Annotated in this window: 14 protein-coding genes; 9 read left to right on the top strand and 5 right to left on the bottom strand. The window is 44.0% G+C overall.

From position 1 onward, the window contains the following. Window positions 1–23: 23 nt before the first annotated feature. From CHRO_RS00605 to CHRO_RS00585, 5 genes are all read left to right on the top strand, one after another. Window positions 24–1,235 (top strand): response regulator, encoded by a 1,212-nt coding sequence (locus CHRO_RS00605; RefSeq protein ID WP_015152231.1) that lies wholly within the window; start codon window positions 24–26, stop codon window positions 1,233–1,235. Between the two features lie 627 nt (window positions 1,236–1,862). Then, window positions 1,863–2,237 (top strand): response regulator transcription factor, encoded by a 375-nt coding sequence (locus tag CHRO_RS00600; protein WP_041462305.1) that lies wholly within the window; start codon window positions 1,863–1,865, stop codon window positions 2,235–2,237. Window positions 2,238–2,242: 5 nt separating this feature from the next. After that, complete coding sequence (locus tag CHRO_RS00595) at window positions 2,243–2,773, top strand: chemotaxis protein CheW (RefSeq protein WP_015152229.1); 531 nt, start codon at window positions 2,243–2,245, stop codon at window positions 2,771–2,773. 24 nt (window positions 2,774–2,797) lie between these two features. Then, a complete protein-coding gene (locus tag CHRO_RS00590; RefSeq protein ID WP_015152228.1) occupies window positions 2,798–5,134 on the top strand; it encodes a methyl-accepting chemotaxis protein in 2,337 nt (778 codons plus the stop codon). Between the two features lie 360 nt (window positions 5,135–5,494). After that, window positions 5,495–11,674 carry a hybrid sensor histidine kinase/response regulator gene (locus tag CHRO_RS00585; RefSeq protein ID WP_015152227.1) on the top strand — a complete coding sequence of 2,060 codons (6,180 nt, stop codon included), beginning with the start codon at window positions 5,495–5,497 and terminating at the stop codon, window positions 11,672–11,674. A gap of 157 nt (window positions 11,675–11,831) precedes the next feature. On the opposite strand, the gene CHRO_RS00580 is transcribed toward CHRO_RS00585, so the two are convergent. From CHRO_RS00580 to CHRO_RS34110, 4 genes are all read right to left on the bottom strand, one after another. Continuing rightward, a complete protein-coding gene (locus CHRO_RS00580) occupies window positions 11,832–13,190 on the bottom strand; it encodes an FAD-dependent oxidoreductase (protein ID WP_015152226.1) in 1,359 nt (452 codons plus the stop codon). Window positions 13,191–13,297: 107 nt separating this feature from the next. Then, complete coding sequence (locus CHRO_RS29325; RefSeq protein ID WP_051033145.1) at window positions 13,298–13,660, bottom strand: FAD-dependent oxidoreductase; 363 nt, start codon at window positions 13,658–13,660, stop codon at window positions 13,298–13,300. Window positions 13,661–13,677: 17 nt separating this feature from the next. Continuing rightward, on the bottom strand, window positions 13,678–13,848 hold the full coding sequence (locus tag CHRO_RS31465) for a hypothetical protein (RefSeq protein ID WP_158631761.1): 171 nt from the start codon (window positions 13,846–13,848) through the stop codon (window positions 13,678–13,680). A gap of 39 nt (window positions 13,849–13,887) precedes the next feature. After that, window positions 13,888–14,010 carry a hypothetical protein gene (locus tag CHRO_RS34110; RefSeq protein WP_281168619.1) on the bottom strand — a complete coding sequence of 41 codons (123 nt, stop codon included), beginning with the start codon at window positions 14,008–14,010 and terminating at the stop codon, window positions 13,888–13,890. Between the two features lie 380 nt (window positions 14,011–14,390). Between CHRO_RS34110 and CHRO_RS00570 the strand changes: the two genes are divergently transcribed. From CHRO_RS00570 to CHRO_RS00555, 4 genes are all read left to right on the top strand, one after another. After that, window positions 14,391–16,190 carry a dipeptide ABC transporter ATP-binding protein gene (locus tag CHRO_RS00570; protein ID WP_015152225.1) on the top strand — a complete coding sequence of 600 codons (1,800 nt, stop codon included), beginning with the start codon at window positions 14,391–14,393 and terminating at the stop codon, window positions 16,188–16,190. Between the two features lie 80 nt (window positions 16,191–16,270). Further along, window positions 16,271–16,813, top strand: coding sequence for a GNAT family N-acetyltransferase (locus tag CHRO_RS00565; RefSeq protein ID WP_015152224.1), 543 nt, complete (start codon window positions 16,271–16,273; stop codon window positions 16,811–16,813). A 165-nt stretch (window positions 16,814–16,978) separates the two neighbouring features. Then, entirely contained in the window at window positions 16,979–18,052 is a 1,074-nt protein-coding gene (locus CHRO_RS00560; protein WP_015152223.1) for a fatty acid desaturase, read from the top strand. A 187-nt stretch (window positions 18,053–18,239) separates the two neighbouring features. Beyond that, window positions 18,240–18,377 (top strand): photosystem II reaction center protein K, encoded by a 138-nt coding sequence (locus tag CHRO_RS00555; protein ID WP_039714828.1) that lies wholly within the window; start codon window positions 18,240–18,242, stop codon window positions 18,375–18,377. A gap of 127 nt (window positions 18,378–18,504) precedes the next feature. Here the strand turns inward: CHRO_RS00555 and CHRO_RS00550 are convergent, their stop codons facing one another. Continuing rightward, the gene (locus tag CHRO_RS00550) at window positions 18,505–19,068 is read right to left on the bottom strand and encodes a glutathione S-transferase family protein (RefSeq protein WP_015152221.1); all 564 of its coding nucleotides are present in this window, start codon (window positions 19,066–19,068) and stop codon (window positions 18,505–18,507) included. Between the last annotated feature and the right edge of the window lie 4 nt (window positions 19,069–19,072).

Raw genomic sequence — 19,072 nt, 5'->3', positions numbered from 1 at the left:
TACATAGGAGCTTCATCAGCTAAATGCAGGGTAACTTAAGTGAAATTGATATTCGCAGTATTTTACAACTCATTGAATTAGGACAGCAAACGGGGGAATTGTTTGTTGAAGCCTACAGTCCTTCTAGTAACGTGAATCACGCAGATCCGAACTTTGCTTTGCGTTACAGGAGTTCGTACCCGCGATCGCAGTGTTGGTTTATCTTTTTTCTCAACGGTCAAATCGTCTATGCCACAGATGGCGATCGCAGTTTATCTCGTCTACGCGATTATCTACGACACTATCGAATCGAGATCGACCTAGAGCAAATTACAACTTCCACGTTCGCAGCTAATACCACCCTAGAGTATGCCTATCTTTGGACATTGCTAGAAGATCGCGTTCTCACCCCGGCTCAAGCTCGTAACATCATCCACGGCATTGTGCATGAAACCCTGTTCGATCTACTAAGTTTGCATCAAGGTTTGTTTATTTTCAAGCGAGGAGCTGCCCTATCACCGCACTTGACGATTTTAGCCAGTACTTCTTTAGCAACCAAGATCGTACATCAGGTACAGGCATGGAAGCAGTTATATCCTCAGATTCAATCTCCCGATCGCTGTTTGACGATCGCCAATCTCAAAGGATTACGTCAAGGCTTGCCAGCAGCAACCGCCAATCGACTAGAGACTTGGATAGATGGTAAAACTTCTCTCCGCCAACTAGCACGCTATCTCAATCGAGATATTTTAACGGTAGGCAAGGCGGTTTATCCTTGCGTGAAACACGGTTGGATACAAATTCACACGCCAAAAATAACTGGGATAACAACTGATAATCCTCATTTGTCTTCTGGTATCAAAACGCTAACAATCACATGCATCGACGATGCGATCGCTATTTGCCAAACTGTAGAAACTATCCTACAGCAGCAAGGATTTACAGTCATGAGCTGTAGCGATCCGCTTCAGGCATTTAGTCTGCTGTTTCACCAGCCACCAGATTTAATTCTGTGCGATATTGTCATGCCCACACTAGATGGCTACGAGCTATGTGCCATGCTGCGCTGCTCCAATGCCTTTCGGCAAACGCCGATTGTCATGCTAACAGGTAAGGATGGATTTATCGATCGCGTCAAAGCTAGAACGGTAGGCGCAACCGACTATCTCACTAAACCTTTCACCGATAGCGAGTTATTGATGCTAGTAGAAAAATCCCTGCCTAAGAAAGGTGTGAAGACAACTCACAAGTCATAAACTAGAATTAACTACTCATCAATTGCTAGTCCGGTCACTGGTCACCGATCATTGGTCATTGGTCATTGGTCATTGGTTGTTAGTTATTACCACTCTGCTCCCTAATAACTGATAACTGTTCGCCTCTGTAGATTCACCGATTGCGGTAAGTTTTTAACTTAAATAGGATTAAGTTCTCAGTGGATTTGCGCTTGGATAAACGATTGAGGTAGAGCTAAGTTGATGCTGTAGTTTAGTAATCTAAGATTCTCTTAAAACACTAACTATCCAAATAATTTGTATTGCACTTAAAAGAATGACTTTTATCGCGTGTGTGGACACCATAAACACTGTGAAGTATCGCATAAGGAACTTATGCGATTTCGATATAAGCTCATGCGAGAGTTCGATCTAAAAATCAGTTATCTTTGAGTTTGCTTACAATTGTTTGAGCCATTAACTTAAATTTTGCGAGTTCATGCAAGACACGATTGAAGTTGATTTTACACATATTTATACTAAATTTTGGCATGTTCGTAGCTCGATTAGTAAAGAACTTAGCTTACTGAATTGATGCATAATTTTTAGTTAACCACGGTGGTCGTGCCCACAGGCGGGACGTTGAAGCCAGGAGGCAAATTAACAGTTATGAGTACAGTGCTGGTCGTGGAAGATAGTCCTACTCAAAGAGAGATTATTATCGATCTTCTTCAGGGGAGTGGGTTGACGGTGATGATAGCCACTGATGGTATGGAGGCTTTACAGCATATGCAAGAAGCTTCTTGTCCCGATTTAGTGGTGTTAGATATTGTCATGCCTAGAATGAATGGTTACGAGGTTTGTCGCAAGCTGAAAACCGATCCAAAAACTCAAAATGTCCCAGTGGTAATGTGTTCCTCCAAAGGCGAGGAATTCGATCGCTACTGGGGAATGAAACAGGGTGCAGACGCTTACATTGTCAAACCATTTCAACCAAAAGAATTACTGGCAACAGTTAAACAATTACTGCGAGGGCAAGGGTGAGTGGCATGGTAGATCTGGACTTGTCAATGGGTGCTGACCAAGTTCAAGTTGCGTCAGAATTTCAGCAATTAGAGATTCGGGAAGGAGAACTACACCTACGCTTTTTTGTCACACCCACTCAAGAGCTGGCATTGCCAGCAATTATTGTTCGGGAGGTCATCTCAGCTCCTCTCGATCGCATTACACCAATTCCCAATATATCCAGCTTACTCTTGGGCACGATCAACTTACGCGGACGAGTGATCTGGGTAGCTGACCTCAGCCAAATTTTGGGAGAATCAACAGCCTTAAACACAGAGCGACCAGAAATTCCGGTAATTGCCGTAGAAGAGCAAGAAATACTCTTAGGGTTGGCAGTCGATCGCATTGTCGGGATGGAATGGCTGAGTGCGGAAAAAGTACAGCAGCCTACTCAAGTTGCAAACAGTATGGCTCCCTTTGTCCGTGGTGAGTGGATTTTAGATGAAGATACCCATCAGCGTCTTCGACTGCTAGATCACAAGGCAATTATATCGAGCGAACTTTGGGCAGCATGAAATCAAGGCAAGCAGAGGCAGCAAATGACATCAAGTACTAATCACGAGCAGCAATATCAACAAGCTCAAACAGCCTATATTCAAGGTAACTATGAGGAAGCGGCTACTTTTGTCGATCGATTGATCGAAGACTTTCCTGCCGATCCTAATAGTCGCCTCCTACGAGGTCACATTTACTGCGTTCTTCGGCAGTACGAAATTGCTAGAGAACAATATCAAACTGTATTACAACTGACACAAGATCCAGAATTGATTGATTGTGCGAAAAACGGCTTGGAGTCAGTTAAACAGTACGAAAGTTCAGAGCAGTATAGTAATGGCAGGATGCCAGCGTCAGAAATTGAAAATACTTTCTTATTGGGAGCTGACGCTGCCGAACCGCCGGACTACTATGCTACAGAGCAGTCGTCATATTCAGATTCTCCAAAGTCTTTTTCGCATCAATTTGATAGTCCGTTTTCCCAATCGCATCTTGACAGTACAAATGTTACCAGCAGTAGCAATTCTTCTATGCCTTTTGGCAATCCTTTTGTCTGGAATCAGCCAGAAAGTAATCTATCAGAAGATAGCAATTTAGAGTCGAGCCTACCAGATTTGAGCCAGCACGAGCTTTCTCATCCTCACAATTCAGACTTGTCTCACTTTCAAATCGAGCGCGAGTTTTCCGAGCGCTACGATCTTGACACCGAAAACAACAATGTTAGTCGCTCCGAGCGCAATTCAATCGAGGAGTTTGAACTTCCAGAGTCGGCTTCTGAATTGCTAGATTCTGGATTGTTATCTTCTCCTCTATCAGGAAGTGCCTCATCCTTATCGTCTGCGGACAGTCACGGCGAATTGAGCGATCGCGCCAGCAACAAGGCAGAAGTAGCTCAATTGGCATCGTCCATGCCCAATTTGCAAGCAGATGATACAGGCGATCGTCAATTATCTGCCAACAGTGGCGGCTTGGTAGGACAGTTCGAGCAAGCTCCTCTGGCGAAAAAGCAATGGCTTACGGCAAGCACTGTTGGTATTACCTCTGCTCTAGTCGTCACTGCTGCTGGCTTTGGCGGATCGATGCTGCTCAAAGGTGAAAACCAGCGTGCAGTCCAAGGTACGGGTATAGCTATGGCTCTGGTTGCTGGAGCTACAAGTTTTGCTAGCTCGCGCTTCATGGGACGACTGACGCTCAAACAAATTCAACACACCACAATGGATCTGCGCGGACAATTTAATACCGTGCGGACGGGCAATCTCGATGCTAGAGCTACAGTTTATTCTCAAGATGAGTTTGGACTGTTAGCTTCTGAGTTTAACGATATGCTACAAGGCATTGCTCAAATTACTACAGAAACGCAGCGCAAAGCACAAGAACAAGAACAGGCTAAAGAAGAATTACAACGGCAGGTGATCCGGCTACTAGACGACGTAGAAGGTGCGGCAAGGGGAGACTTAACTGTACAGGCTGAAGTCACTGCTGACGTTTTAGGAGCGGTTGCCGACTCGTTTAACTTAACAATTCAAAATCTGCGAGAGATCGTCGGACAAGTAAAACTAGCAGCTCGACAGGTCAGTCAAGGATCTGCCGACAACGAAACATTTGCCCGGGCGCTGTCCCAAGACGCTTTGCGTCAAGCTGAAGAGCTAGCAGTTACGCTTAATTCTGTACAAGTGCTAACAGACGCAATTCAACGTGTAGCAGAATCGGCGAGAGAGGCTGAATCTGTAGCGCGTTCTGCTTCCGACACCGCTCAAAAAGGCGGTGAGGCAGTAGAAAGAACAGTAGCAGGTATTTTAGAAATTCGGCAGACGGTAGCGGAAACCACTCGCAAGGTAAAGCGGCTGGCAGAATCCTCGCAAGAAATTTCTAAGATTGTGGCACTGATCTCTCAAATCGCTTCGCGGACGAATATGTTGGCACTTAACGCCAGTATTGAAGCAGCAAGAGCTGGAGAAGCAGGTCGAGGCTTCGCCATTGTTGCGGATGAGGTACGTCAGCTAGCAGATAGAGTTGCCAAGGCGTTGAAAGAAATCGAACAGATCGTGAGGCAAATTCAAAGCGAGACGGGTTCGGTAATGACAGCGATGGAAGAGGGAACTCAACAGGTTATTCAAGGAACGAAACTAGCCGAGCAAGCTAAGCGATCGCTGGAAGACATCGTGCAAGTATCCAATCGTATTGATGCTTTGGTTGGTTCGATCACTGCTGACACCGTACAACAAACAGAAACCTCTCGCGCCGTGGCAGCTGTGGTACAGTCAGTAGAGTTAACAGCACAAGAAACCTCTCAGGAAGCTCAGCGAGTTTCTGGCTCTCTGCAAAACCTCGTGCAGGTAGCAGGAGAACTACAGACTTCAGTAGAACGCTTCCGAGTGTAGCTATGGTGTTTTGAATGGTAGCAAAGGGCGATTCCATTTTGAATTTGGAATTTTGGAATGTAACAACCTAGATTCATTAAAGTAATTCCAAAATCAAAAACTTTCAGTTAAATAGTACGAATAATGTTCTTAACTGAGCGTTTATAACTCTATTTTCGCCCAATTCTACTGAGTTTTGAGTGTAACACGAGTAGGAATGAAATTGTCTATTACTATTTTTTCACTTATTGTCAAGTATTGATTTATGGCTGCAACCTCAACTCAATACTATCCTCCGATCTCAAAACTCAAAATAATTTCTTAACTCAAAACTAATTCTCTTACCTGAAAACTTAGAACTCAAAACTCAAAAGAATTATTATGCTGCCGGAACAACAACAGCGGATTTTGGGCTATTTTCTCGAAGAAGCCAGCGACCATCTAAATACGATCGAGCAAGGCTTGTTAAATTTGCAAAGTACGCTTGCAGATTCGGAAATGGTGAATGAAATCTTTCGAGCTGCTCACTCAATTAAAGGAGGAGCAGCAATGCTGGGTCTGAATAGCATCCAGCGTACAGCTCACCGCTTGGAAGACTTTTTCAAAATTTTGAAAGAGTGTCCGTCGATTCAAATCGAGCAAACTCTAGAATCATTATTTTTGCAAGTTTTCGATAATTTAAAGGCACTTTTGGAGCAACTCCAAAATGGCTCTAACTTAAGCGATGGTGAAGCCAGCCGGTTAATGGCAGAAGTCGAACCGGTGTTTGCTGCTCTGGAACATCAACTGTCTGTACTGGTGGGACAAGCTGGTGGTAGTATGCATCCAGATGAATTATCCATGCCTGCGGTTACTGCGGATGCACAAGCAGCGATCGCTGCTTGTGCATCCGCTTTTGAGTACAGCGTCCCAGAAACACTCAGAGAGTTGTTACAACTATTTAAGCAGCCGGAGACATCTCAAACGCGCCAAGAACTTCAGGCGTGCTGTACCCGACTCGCTGAGATGGGAGTGGAATATGACTTATCTGGCTGGTTGACGTTGTGCGAAACAGCAGCAGGGGCGATCGCCAATACCGACAACTCCTATCGTACTCTTGCTCCAGTCATTATTCGCGAACTCAAACAAGCACAGGAACTCATTCTCGCTCACCGTGCAGATGAAATTACCATCTGCGAACAATTGCAATCGTTGTCGATTAATACTTTCTTGCTGGATTGGGAAGAAAACAATAGCAATAGTTTTGAGTTAAACGAGAATCAGTTTACTGAAAGTTCTCTCGTTTTAGGAGCGGATATCTTCACACCTCCTGCAATTGTTGATAATGAAGTCAAAACAGCATTCTCTACAGAAGAACAACTGGACAACTTGTCAGATGATGACGCTCTTAGCAGCTTATTTACTCCCAAGTCAGACAGCAATAATCAACTTTGGCAAGAAACAACCGATTTGTTAAATGTCATCAACGATCGCTCGGATGATATCTCGCTTCAAGATATTGAATCGCAAGCTTCTATTTCTTCTGAAGAAACTTTAGCACTCAATAATTTGTTTACTGAAGCCCAAGATATTTCTCTAAATTCAATTGACGAAGAACCTGCTTTTTTGAATTTGTTTAGTGCTACGACAGTAGGTTTAGATGACCTTACATCTCTGGAAGCAACGAACCCTACAGATAATTCAGAAAACGTCAATCTAAATCAGTTGTGGACAGAGGAAACTCAGAGCTTACCGCAGCTCGAAACATCATGCTCCGAAGCTGTTGTCGATAGTTCGGTAGAAGCGATCGCCGATACAGAAATACAGCTTGAATTAGGCAATGAATTCGCTATATCAGATGACTTGATTGCTTTTGTGCCACAAGTAGAATCTGAGTTGACTGAATCAGAGTTTGATTTATCCGCGATCGCATATCCCGCAAGTGTAACACCAATATTTACAACCGATGCTGATAATGATGTTACAGAATCATTGACCGAATGGAACAGTGAGATTGAACCAGTAGAATTAAATTGCGATTTAATTCCTGAAATAGATGAGAATTTAGGCTTAGAAACTGACAACATTGCTCCAGAGATCGATGAAGGATGGGATGATAGTAATGTAGGACAGTTAGAACTTGGCTTTTCTCCTATGGAGTTGAGCGGTAATTTTAGTTTTGAGACTGAATCCAGCTTAGAACCAATAACGTCAATAACCGATGATAGCAATCCAAACTTCATGGCAGGATGGGATACTAGCAGCGAAGCCCCAGAAATAGGTTTTGACTCTACACTAATGGAATTAAGTGACGATCTTGAATTGACAACCAATTCTAGTCTGGAGCTAGGTGAGAGTTGCGGTTTAGAAGTCGATTCCAGTCTGGAACTAGGTAGTGATTTTGATTTAGCAACCAATTCCAGTCTGGAACTAGGTGAGAGTCTTGGTTTAGAAGCTGAGCCTATTCTGGAATTAGGTGAGAGTCTTGGTTTAGAAGCTGAGCCTATTCTGGAATTAGGTGAGAGTCTTGGTTTAGAAGCTGAGCCTGTTCTGGAATTAGGTGAGAGTCTTGGTTTAGAAGCTGAGCCTAGTCTGGAATTAGGTGAGAGTCTTGGTTTAGAAGCTGAGCCTGTTCTGGAATTAGGTGAGAGTCTTGGTTTAGAAGCTGAGCCTGTTCTGGAATTAGGTGAGAGTCTTGGTTTAGAAGCTGAGCCTAGTCTGGAATTAGGTGAGAGTCTTGGTTTAGAAGCTGAGCCTAGTCTGGAATTAGGTGAGAGTCTTGGTTTAGAAGCTGAGCCTAGTCTGGAATTAGGTGAGAGTCTTGGTTTAGAAGCTGAGCCTAGTCTGGAATTAGGTGAGAGTCTTGGTTTAGAAGCTGAGCCTGTTCTGGAATTAGGTGAGAGTCTTGGTTTAGAAGCTGAGCCTAGTCTGGAATTAGGTGAGAGCCTTGGTTTGGGAACGGAAGCTGATTCCCAGTGGAGTGATAGTAGCGCCACATCGATGTCGGAATGGGATACTGAGACTGAAGCATCTGAATTAGGCTTTGATAGTACTGCTGATTTGTTTACTTCTCCCACTTCAGAAGAGATAGCAGTAACAAACTTTGATTCTTCTTTCATGCTGGAAGAATCAACAGATGAGAGGCTTACAGAAGATACAGCATCGATCGCACAATGGGAAGCTAGTAGCGAAACTCTAGAACTAGGCTTCGACTCTGCCACAATAGAATTAGACAACACTCTCAACTTAGAATTAGAGTCCGATCTCGATTTACTCACCAACGAATCACTAACAACAGACGATTTCAGTGGTGCCGAGCTGATGACAGGGTGGGATACTAGCAGTGAAGCCCTAGCAATGGGAGTTGATTCCACTATTATCGAGTTGAGCGACAGTATCAGTTTTAACGCATCTAACTCAGAGTTATTTGCACAATCAGCATCAATGCCTGTTGATGACGAAAGTACCACTCCTGGTAAGACATTCGATGTCGAAGAAGATGAAGAAAATATCACTCCTAGTACAACATGGAATGTTGGGGAAAATGAACTAGGTATAGATTTTGATACCCATCAAATTGAAAGCGAAGCTCTTCCCAGCTTTGAACTCGAACCAAGTTTGGAGTTAGGCAATAACTTCAGCTTAGTAACCGAAGCTTCCACGGAAGATGGAGAATCGATCGCACAATGGGATACTGGTAGCGAAACCATAGAGATGGGCTTTGACTCTGCCACGGTAGAAGAATTAGATAATTCCTTCAATCTAGAATTAGAACCTAGCAGCGATTTACTCACCGACGCATCAGTCAATCTAGAATTAGAGCCTAGCAGTGATTTACTCACCGACGCATCACTGGCAGCGACAGACGATTTCAGCAGTGCCGAACTGATGGTAGGTTGGGATGCTGGCAGCGAAATAGAAACATCTTTCGATGATGAGGGTTCTATTACAAGCGCCGCCTGGGATGCTGGGGAAGCAGAACTTAGTTTGGATTACGATCTTACTCAAACTGAGAACGAAGATCTTCCCAGCTTTGAACTCGAACCCAGTTTGGAGTTAGGCGACAACTTCAATTTAATGGCTGAAATAGCTGAAAGTGATGCCGAGCTATTTTCTACCTCCACGGCGGCTATCATCGATGAGAATATTACAGAGTTGATGTCCGTAGTGGAATCCATCTGCCAAGATACAACTGAAAATGAGGACTTGCTAGGAGAAGCCCAAGCAGATTTTTTAGCTGACTCGCAGTTGGAAACAGATGACGATTTTCCCGAACTGAATGCATTATTGCATGAGGAAGAATCGGTCGCAAATGCGATCGCTACGGCAGAAGCTTTATTAGATTTAAGCTCATCTCCCATCGTACCTGCGATCGAGACACCTACTACAACACCAAGCAGTGAGGACGACTTTGGCGATTTGGACTTACTCTTGCAGGAAACTCCCAAAGTCGCAGCAGCTACTAGCACAGCTCCAAGCGATGGTGGCTTTGGCGATTTGGAACAGCTATTACAGAAGACTCCGGCGAAAACTACCAATGTAGTTGCACCTCAACTAGCTCCAGCAGCACCTCAACCAGCCGCTGCGTCCCCTAGCCCTCGCCGTCCCGCCTTCGAGCAGATGATGCGCGTGCCAGTCAAGCAACTAGATAGTATTGGTAATATGGTTGGGGAGCTAGTTGTATACCGGAATAGCTTAGAGCAAGATCAAGAAAGGCTGCGACAGTTCCTCGACAACTTGCTGCACCAAGTACAGCAGTTGGGTGATGTGGGTACGAGGATGCAGGAACTATACGAGCGATCGCTCTTAGAAGCATCCCTACTCAATAGTCGTCAGGGAGGAAAATTAATTTCAGTTCCAGATGGCAATTCTGCCTCAGTAGAGGAACGGCACGCCACTGGAGTCAACTTTGACGCACTAGAAATGGATCGCTTTACAGGCTTCCATACCTTAGCGCAGGAAATGATCGAGTTGATCGTCAGGGTACGCGAGGCTTCTTCAGATATTGAATTTGTCACGGGTGAAACCGAGCAAGTAGCGCGCAACTTCCGCCAAGTGACAACCCACTTGCAAGAAGGTATCACGCGATCGCGAATGGTTCCCTTCAGTCAAATTGCCGAACGGTTGCCTAGAGCCGTGCGTGATATTGCTCTCAAATACGGTAAGCAGGCAGAACTACAAGTAGAAGGCAACGAGACTTTGATTGACAAGGGACTCTTGGAGCAACTCTACGACCCCATGACCCACTTAGTCAACAATGCGATTACTCACGGGATTGAAACCCCAGATGAGCGAACTACTAAAGGCAAAGCTGCGGCTGGCAAAATTACAATTCGCGCTTTTCACCAAGGCAATCAGACCGTAATTACCGTCAGCGATAATGGAGCTGGGATCGATCCAGAAAAAGTGAAGGCAAAAGCGATCGCCAATGGGCTAATTACTCCAGCAGAAGCAGACAGCATGGATCGTTTGGATGTCTTTAACCTGATCTTTCAACCAGGTTTTAGCACCAAAGAGCAAGTAGACCAATTTGCCGGACGCGGTATTGGGATGGATGTAGTGTTGACTAGCCTCAAACAAATGCGAGGTACAATTCACACTGATTCCACTCTAGGCAAGGGAACAACCTTTACAATTCGTCTACCTCTAACACTGAGTATTTGTAAAGCACTTTGTTGCGTGAGCGATAAGGCTCGAATTGCATTCCCAATGGACGGTGTGGAACAGATGATAGACATTCCCGTGAATGATATCGTCGCTAACGCAGAAGGACAGACCTGCATTCCTTGGCGCGATTCCTTGTTGCCATTCCGACCCTTAAAAGAATTGCTCAGTTTCACTCGCCAATTAGGGAGAGGTAGCATTTATGGCAGCAGTCGCGACGACAATGCAGTTTCGATTGTGATTCTCCGTTCTGCCGACACATTCTTCGCGCTCCAAGTTGACCAGGTGTTAGGCGAACAAGAAATTGTAATTAAACAGTTTGAAGCACCTGCACCCAAGCCAGCAGGAATTGCTGGTGCTACAATTTTGGGGGACGGTCGGATCGTGCCGATCGCAGATGTATTGGAGTTAATCGATCTATCTGTAGGACGGATTCAGAAAGATGGTAGAGGTACTGTTTGGTCGCCCAGACATATTCCTGCACCGCCAATACCAGCAGCGCCAGTTAAAACAGAACCATTAGTACTAATTATTGATGATTCGATTACAGTCCGCGAGCTGTTGTCGATGACATTTACCAATGCTGGCTATCGTGTCGAACAAGCGCGTGACGGTCAGGAAGCTTGGGACAAGCTCCGCGATGGTTTACCTTGCGATTTAGTTTTCTGCGATATCGAGATGCCAAGGATGGATGGCTTAGAGTTGCTATCGCGGATGCAAAAAGAGGAAAGATTAAGTCAACTACCAATTGCCATGTTGACATCGCGGGGTTCCGACCGTCACCGCCAAATGGCACTCCAGTTAGGAGCTAGCGGCTACTTCACTAAACCATATTTAGAAGAAGCATTGCTTGATGGCGCTCAGAGAATGCTCAAAGGTGAGGTATTAATTGCTGTTAGTAGTGCTAGTAGTATGTAGGCAATTAAGCTAGTTTCAGTTTGCTAGAAGAGATGTGCTACGGCATATCTCTTTATTTATGTGTAGCAAAATAGAGATAACGAATTTATATTCTCTCCTTCAGCTTCCTCAGCTCCCTCAGCTCTCTTGCCTCCCTGCTTCCTGCTTTCTGGTATCCTTACTCATCTCCTAAATCTTTCCAGAATTGTTGCTTATTAAATGTGTATTGCGCTCCTAAAAAAGCGACAATCTTTTCAGTATCGTATTCGGCATTTTGCAAGCAAGTAGAAGCCCCTGGAGAGGGAGTTATATTAAATATAATATTTTCTCCGACTATTTTGGCTTCCCCCATTTCAAGATGCTTAGTTTTTGTATTAACAATTTGGGGTCTGATTCCTCCATAACCTTCAGCAAATTGTAATTCGTTCAGTTGTAAAGAAGGAACAATCTTACGTGCTTCTTTTAAAAATAATCTTTTACCGACTAACGGTAGATCGTAAATTAAATTCCTCAAAATATAATTGAAAATGGTTTTATCTGACAGTATATTTAAAAAACTTATAATAGCATTGATACTGAATCCTGCTGTTTTAAGATAGTCTAAAACAGTAGCATATTTGCGATTCTCTAATAGTAAAGTGACTTTGGCGGTGGGACCAAATCTAGTCAGGCTTTGGTCGTGAACTTCCGGATCTCCATGAATAGCAGCAAAGGGAATTTTTTTCATTTGTACGGTGTAGACTTTGCCATTTAAAACACCTGGTGAAAAATAAAAGTTTCCAGCTACGTTCAAAAGGGCATAATCTTTTCCATAACCTAGAGTTTTGGCAAATAAAAGACTATATGCTCCAGTGGCAAAAGCAACACTTTTCGCTGAAAATGTTCCTCGGTCAGTTTGTATATGGTATAAATTTTTCTCTCTTTTTAGAGACTTAACTTTTGTTGACATCATGATGTCAATTGTTTTTTTAGTTTCAATCGAGTTTTGCAAAAACGAGCGAGATAATGCCTGGAAATCTATTGTATAACCAGCTTCAGAATATAAAGCTATAATTTCTTCGTCGGGCTTTCTATCTTTAATAAGATTAGGTTCGATCGCCTCTATTTCCGGCTTTTGAATTAATTTTAATTGCGGAAATAACGATTGAAATTCTCTGTATCTATCTCGCAGTTCTTGAACTTGCTCTGCTCCAATACCTAAGACTAATTTATGGTACTTGCTATAGCTTTTTTGGCTGGTGTCGTTCCTTAAAAGATAGTTTTTGACTAAGGTTGCGGCTCGATTCACTTTTTGAGCTTTTTCTAGAGTATAGTTAGTTTCTATATCGCCAAAATGAAGCGTTTGGCTATTCATTGTTTTATGAGAATTGCATAAGCCAACTTCTGCTTCTTTTTCTACCAAGAGAATCCGCTCTACATTAGTGTACTTACTTAAGCTATACAGCAAAGCAGTTCCAGAAATGCCAGCTCCAATGATAGCTACTTCATAAGGAATATTTCCAGATTGCACTGTTTGTTTGTCTCGATCTAATAACATTTCTCAGCCGTTGCGATCGCTCGTCATAATAGTTATTCTTTCATGTTAATTCATGGAGATATATTTTACACTCTACCAAAATGCTGCTATTTGTCATTGGTCATTAGTCATTTGTTAAATAGCTTAATTAAAGGATTAACAGCAGTTCCTGTCGTCCAGATAATCGTAGCTACTGGTAATTCTAGGGTGCGATCGCCGTGTTTGTATTCTACCCGTTGCGGATGCACGGCACTAATTTCAGCTTCTAACAACAATTCCACGGGTACGACATGCTGTTGTAAGGCTCGATTGGCAGAGGAGCGCAACTTATCCCGATCGCCTTTTAAAATCTCTTTACCGCGTTGAAGAATGACTACCCGGATTTCTTGTTTGTTACCACTAATTTGAGCATACCAATCGGGTAATAAGTCTGCTAAGGTAGCAGCTAGCTCTACTCCAGAACGACCATCACCCAAAACAGCAAACGTCAATAGAGTGCGGCGTTGTTCTATATCTTCTGTTTGAGTTGCTCTTTAGAGCAATCGCGTAGATGTCTCCCTAACGCGATCGCATCTTCTCCAGTGCGGAACGAAAAAGAATGCTCGCTTGCTCCTTCTACGCCAAAAGAACCCGTAGTGCTACCTAAACCTAAAACTAGATAATTGTATGTATAACCCAATTTAGACTCTAGATGGACTTGGCGATTTGGTAGATCGATCTATGCGATCGTGTCGCGAATAAAAGCAACTCCACTGTTATGCAACAGCTCGTCATATCTAGCCCACACCGAATCCGATTTCATTTCCCCACTCAAAAACTCATAGAGTAAGGGTTTAAACATGAAACTTCACTCGCGATCGATCGTCACGATGGGTAGAGAGCAATGCTGATGGCTTAAATGTAGAGCAGTAAATAAACCAGTAAAACCACCGCCGAGGATGAGAATAGAACTTTTGGTTTCAAGCATCAGTAGGAATCTTACGTGAGTGCAAAATAGATTTAAAAACTAAGCATTAACTCGACTACGACTAACTTTTTGTTAAAAAAATAACTTTTTTTTATAGCTAACTGTAGTTCAAATAGTTACAAACCAGATATTATCGGTGACCAGTGACCAGTGATTAGTTAATTCTCACTTACAACTTACCATTACCCATGACCAATTCAAAATCCACAATCTAAAATTAATTCACCAATAACTGATAACTGATAACTGATAATATGAGCCAAGCTCTACTTGATATCGAGAATCTCAAAGTTGCCTATCCACATCAACAAGATAGGGAGTCCCTGCAATGGGCTGTTAACGGCGTATCTTTGACGCTGCAACGGGGCGATCGCCTGGGTCTGGTGGGAGAATCGGGTTGCGGTAAATCGACTCTAGGACGGGCTGTAATGCGCCTGTTACCACCAGCTAGCCGCGTAAATGGCAAGGTGATGTTTGAGGAGCGATCGGTGCTAGATCTCACACCTACCCAGATGCGGCAATTTCGCGGAGAAGCAGTAGCATTGGTATTTCAAGATCCGATGACACGGCTCGATCCACTGATGACGATTGGCAAGCACTGCATGGAAACTTTGAAGGCGCATCAACCCCACCTGTCAGAACGAGAATTACGGGATAAAGCGATCGCCACTCTCGCCGCCGTGAAAATTCCCGAAAATCGCGCTCATCAATATCCACATGAATTTAGCGGAGGAATGCGGCAACGGGTAGCGATCGCCCTAGCTTTAATGCTCGATCCCAAACTAATTATTGCCGACGAACCAACAACGAGTTTAGATGTAACCGTAGCGGCGCAAATCTTAAAAGAACTGATGCGTCTATGTCGCGAGCGGGACATGGCTTTGTTATTGATTTCTCACGATCTGGCGCTGGTGGGAGAATACTGCGATCGCATTGGCGTAATGCACGATGGAGAATTAATCGAAACTGGTTCTTCCCAAACAGTATTTCAGCAACCGCAACACGAATACACGCGATCGCTCTTGCAGGCGGCTTTGCATATTCATGGGGAGCAGGGAGTAGGGAGCAGGGAGCAGGGAGCAGGGGGACAAGGGGGACAAGGAGGACTAGGGGGACAAGGGGGACTAGGGGGACAAGGGGGACAAGGAGGACAAGGGGGACAAGGAAGCAATTTCAGCCACTCAGCAACTACCAACTACCAACTACCAACTACCAACTACCAACTACCAACTACCAACTACCAATTACCAATTCTCAAAATCACGGATTTAAAACAGCATTACAGCTTAGAACGCAATTTTATCGAGCGGTTGTTTAAAGCTGAAGACCAGACAATTAAGGCTGTAGATGGAATAAATTTGGAACTTTTCCCTGGGGAAATTTTGGGATTAGTTGGGGAATCGGGCTGTGGTAAGAGTACTTTATCTAGGACAATATTACAGCTAGTTCGCCCTACATCGGGAAAAGTAGAGTGGCAAGGCACGGATTTAACTACTTTGTCGCGACAAGATCTGCGTCTTTCTCGACGACAAATGCAAATGATCTTTCAAGATCCCCATGCTTGTCTTAATCCAACAATGACCGTGGGGCAGAATATTGCCGAGCCTTTGTTCATTCATCAAATAGCTAATCCTGCAAAAGCAAAAGAGCAGGTGATGGCAATGCTGAAGCGCGTCGGACTAACTCCATTAGAGAATTACTACAGCCGCTATCCTAGCGAACTATCTGGCGGACAACAGCAGCGAGTCGCGATCGCCCGTGCGTTGATTACTCGTCCGCGACTGATAATTTGTGACGAACCTGTCAGTATGCTTGATGCTAGCATCCAAGCTCAGGTACTCGATTTAATGCTGGAATTAAAGCGAGAGTTCGATTTAACTTATTTGTTTATTACCCATGACTTATGGGTAGCTCGATTTTTATGCGATCGCATTGCTGTGATGAATAGCGGTCAGATTGTCGAAATCGATACGACTCAAGCTATCTTTAACAATCCTCAGCATCCTTATACCCAAACGCTGTTGGCAGCTGCACCGTTATTAGGGAGTCAGTAGGGGCGGGTTTGGAAACCCGTCCGTACGGGAGTGGGGAATGTAAGAGCTGTGCGATCGAGTGGATGAGGGGTGAAGAGGTGATGAGAACGATTCGCGATGCAGTGGTTGCCGATTTGTCAGAAATTGTCGCAATTTATAATGCTGCAATTCCCGACCGATTAGCAACAGCCGATCTAGAACCCGTAGCTGTAGAAAGCCGCACGGATTGGTTTTTCGCCCATTCTCCAGCAGAGCGTCCGATTTGGGTATTAGAAATAGATGCAGCTATAGCTGGCTGGCTGAGTTTTCAATCTTTTTATGGACGACCAGCTTATAAAGCAACTGCGGAGGTGAGTATATATGTTGCTCCTAGCTATCGTCGCTGTGGCGTGGGACGACAATTGTTATCTTATGCGATCGAGCAAAGCCCCAGCTTGGAGTTAAAAACTCTATTAGGCTTCATTTTTGCCCATAACCATCCCAGCATAGAACTATTTGATGCGTTTGGCTTTCAGCGTTGGGGTTATTTACCCCAGGTCGCCAATCTTGACGGTGTAGAGCGCGATTTGGTCATAATGGGAAAGCAAATTCAGTTATCAGTGAAGCAAGAGAGCAGGGAGCAGGGACGAGCAGGGAGCAGTTAATTTCGACTGTCTGACTTGCGAATGCGCGATTTCATCTATATAAATGCCCCTTTTTCTAGGATACTTAAGGTTGATATAATTCCGAAGCAGTTCGATCGCAAAACTATCAGCACGCTATCAACTTAGTGGTGTGTTAGCAATTGGTATCGTTTATTACAGGTGTTCATGACTACACTGATTCCACAGCCTCAACAACCAACATATGGTTCCTTCAATCCTGAAACACGTCTCAAAGATATCCTCAAAACCATACCTAAAGAGTGCTTTCAACGAGATCGCCTGCAAGCATGGTCGCAGGTATTCATTAATATTTTTATGGTTGTGGTGGGTTATGTAGGTTTAGCGATCGCGCCTTGGTATTTGTTACCCTTTGTTTGGATTTTTACCGGTACAGCGTTGACCGGTTTTTTTGTGATTGCCCACGATTGCGGACATCGTTCGTTTGCTAAACGTCGTTGGGTTAATGATTTAGTAGGGCATACGCTACTATTACCGTTAATTTACCCTTTCCATAGCTGGCGCATCTTACACAATCACCACCACTTACACACTAATAAAATCGGTGAAGACAACGCATGGCAACCCTTTCAACCAGAATTTTATGCTAGTTTAGGGTCCCTTGGACAATGGGGCTATCGACTGATGCGGGGTGAATTCTGGTGGATGGCTTCTACCTTACACTGGGGAGCATTACACTTTAACTGGACTCGATTTGAAGGGAAACAGCGCGAACAGGTCAGGTTTTCGGCAATGTTAGTCATTGTTTTTGCCGCGATCGCATTTCCGCTACTTTTTGCTACTACTGGTTTCTGGGGAGTTATCAAATTTTGGTTTATCCCTTGGTTGGTTTATCATTTTTGGATGAGTACTTTTACTCTGGTACACCATACAGCTGTAGATATTCCTTTCTATCATCCTCATGAATGGAACGCGGCGCGATCGCAGTTGTCAGGCACTATTCATTGTAATTATCCCCAATGGGTAGAATTTCTCTGCCACGATATCAGCGTCCATATTCCCCACCACATTTCGACTGCAATTCCTTCCTACAAACTGTGGCAAGCTTATCGCAGCTTACAACAAAACTGGGGTGATTATTTACACCCAGAATCCAACTTTTCTTGGTCTCTAATGCAGGAAATTACGTCTCAATGTCATATTTACGACCCTGACAATTGCTACCAGTCTTGTCAGGAATTTCGTTTAGGGAACAGGAAATCAGGACAAGTCAAAAGCTAGAAGTCAGAAGTCAGAAGCTAGGAATGAGCGATCGTTGGTGAGTGGCTAGTGGCTAGTGATTAGTGGTTAGACTCAACTCTTGTCACCAGCCACCAGTCACTAGTCACCGATAACTGACAACTGATAACTGATTCATGTTAAGATGCATGTCAATTCTGAAAGCTGTGTTGAGAAGGAAAATTTAAGTATGGAAGCCGCATTATTGTTAGCAAAACTACCGGAAGCATATTCCATCCTAGATCCTCTAGTTGACGTTCTGCCCTTGATTCCTCTATTTTTCTTGCTGCTAGCTTTTGTTTGGCAAGCGGCTGTTGGCTTTAGATAAGCTAGGGCTAAACGCAGAGCTAACTCTTAATACGTGGAAGCAGGATAGGCATCGTCTACCCTGCTATTTTTTTCAGATGAATTGTTCAACAAATTTTAATGAGACAGACTTTGAAGGCTACTTTTCTTCACCCACCACGGCGAGAGCCAATTGACTTTTGAAATGCCGGACGTTCGGCGAGTCTTTTGACATAGCCAACAACTGCTGGGTATCCGCTCAGATCTAGCTTTAACATGATTGGAATGTAACTTAAGAGAGAGCCGACCGCGACATCAGCTGCACTAAACTGTTGACCGAGCAAATAAGATTGCTGCTCTAGAATTTGATTAAGAGTAGTCATCAGACGCGGCATTTCGCGATCGCGGTTTGCTTCCACAAAAATTCCTGGTCCCAGTGTGGCATTAGCAAATAAAATCCATTGGCTCAGCTGAGCGCGTTCTTCTAAGGACAGCTCGGCTTTTTCGTATTTGTCGGCAAGATAGGCGAGAATTGCTCCAGATTCCCACAGTCGGACATCTCCGTCTACAATTGCTGGAACTTTACCAAAGGGATTAATGGCAAGATATGCTGGCTGGAGATGCTCTCCTGCTTTCATATCCAGCATGACAAATTCGTAGGGAACTTCTAGTTCTTCCAAATACCATTGAACGATCGCGGCACGGCTAAAAGCACCACCATAAAGCTTGAGCATATTT

It is taken from the genome of Chroococcidiopsis thermalis PCC 7203 (genome assembly GCF_000317125.1).
GTDB lineage: Bacteria > Cyanobacteriota > Cyanobacteriia > Cyanobacteriales > Chroococcidiopsidaceae > Chroococcidiopsis > Chroococcidiopsis thermalis.
This window is presented reverse-complemented; position numbering and strand designations above follow the sequence as displayed.

What these genes read in the sequence shown, in the direction of transcription:
- CHRO_RS00605 (WP_015152231.1), top strand. Translation starts at nt 24, where the DNA reads ATGCAGGGTAACTTAAGTGAAATTGATATTCGCAGTATTTTACAACTC.
- CHRO_RS00600 (WP_041462305.1), top strand. Translation starts at nt 1,863, where the DNA reads ATGAGTACAGTGCTGGTCGTGGAAGATAGTCCTACTCAAAGAGAGATT.
- CHRO_RS00595 (WP_015152229.1), top strand. Translation starts at nt 2,243, where the DNA reads ATGGTAGATCTGGACTTGTCAATGGGTGCTGACCAAGTTCAAGTTGCG.
- CHRO_RS00590 (WP_015152228.1), top strand. Translation starts at nt 2,798, where the DNA reads ATGACATCAAGTACTAATCACGAGCAGCAATATCAACAAGCTCAAACA.
- CHRO_RS00585 (WP_015152227.1), top strand. Translation starts at nt 5,495, where the DNA reads ATGCTGCCGGAACAACAACAGCGGATTTTGGGCTATTTTCTCGAAGAA.
- CHRO_RS00580 (WP_015152226.1), bottom strand. Translation starts at nt 13,190, where the DNA reads ATGTTATTAGATCGAGACAAACAAACAGTGCAATCTGGAAATATTCCT.
- CHRO_RS34110 (WP_281168619.1), bottom strand. Translation starts at nt 14,010, where the DNA reads ATGTTTAAACCCTTACTCTATGAGTTTTTGAGTGGGGAAATGAAATCG.
- CHRO_RS00570 (WP_015152225.1), top strand. Translation starts at nt 14,391, where the DNA reads ATGAGCCAAGCTCTACTTGATATCGAGAATCTCAAAGTTGCCTATCCA.
- CHRO_RS00565 (WP_015152224.1), top strand. Translation starts at nt 16,271, where the DNA reads ATGAGAACGATTCGCGATGCAGTGGTTGCCGATTTGTCAGAAATTGTC.
- CHRO_RS00560 (WP_015152223.1), top strand. Translation starts at nt 16,979, where the DNA reads ATGACTACACTGATTCCACAGCCTCAACAACCAACATATGGTTCCTTC.
- CHRO_RS00555 (WP_039714828.1), top strand. Translation starts at nt 18,240, where the DNA reads ATGGAAGCCGCATTATTGTTAGCAAAACTACCGGAAGCATATTCCATC.
- CHRO_RS00550 (WP_015152221.1), bottom strand. Translation starts at nt 19,068, where the DNA reads ATGCTCAAGCTTTATGGTGGTGCTTTTAGCCGTGCCGCGATCGTTCAA.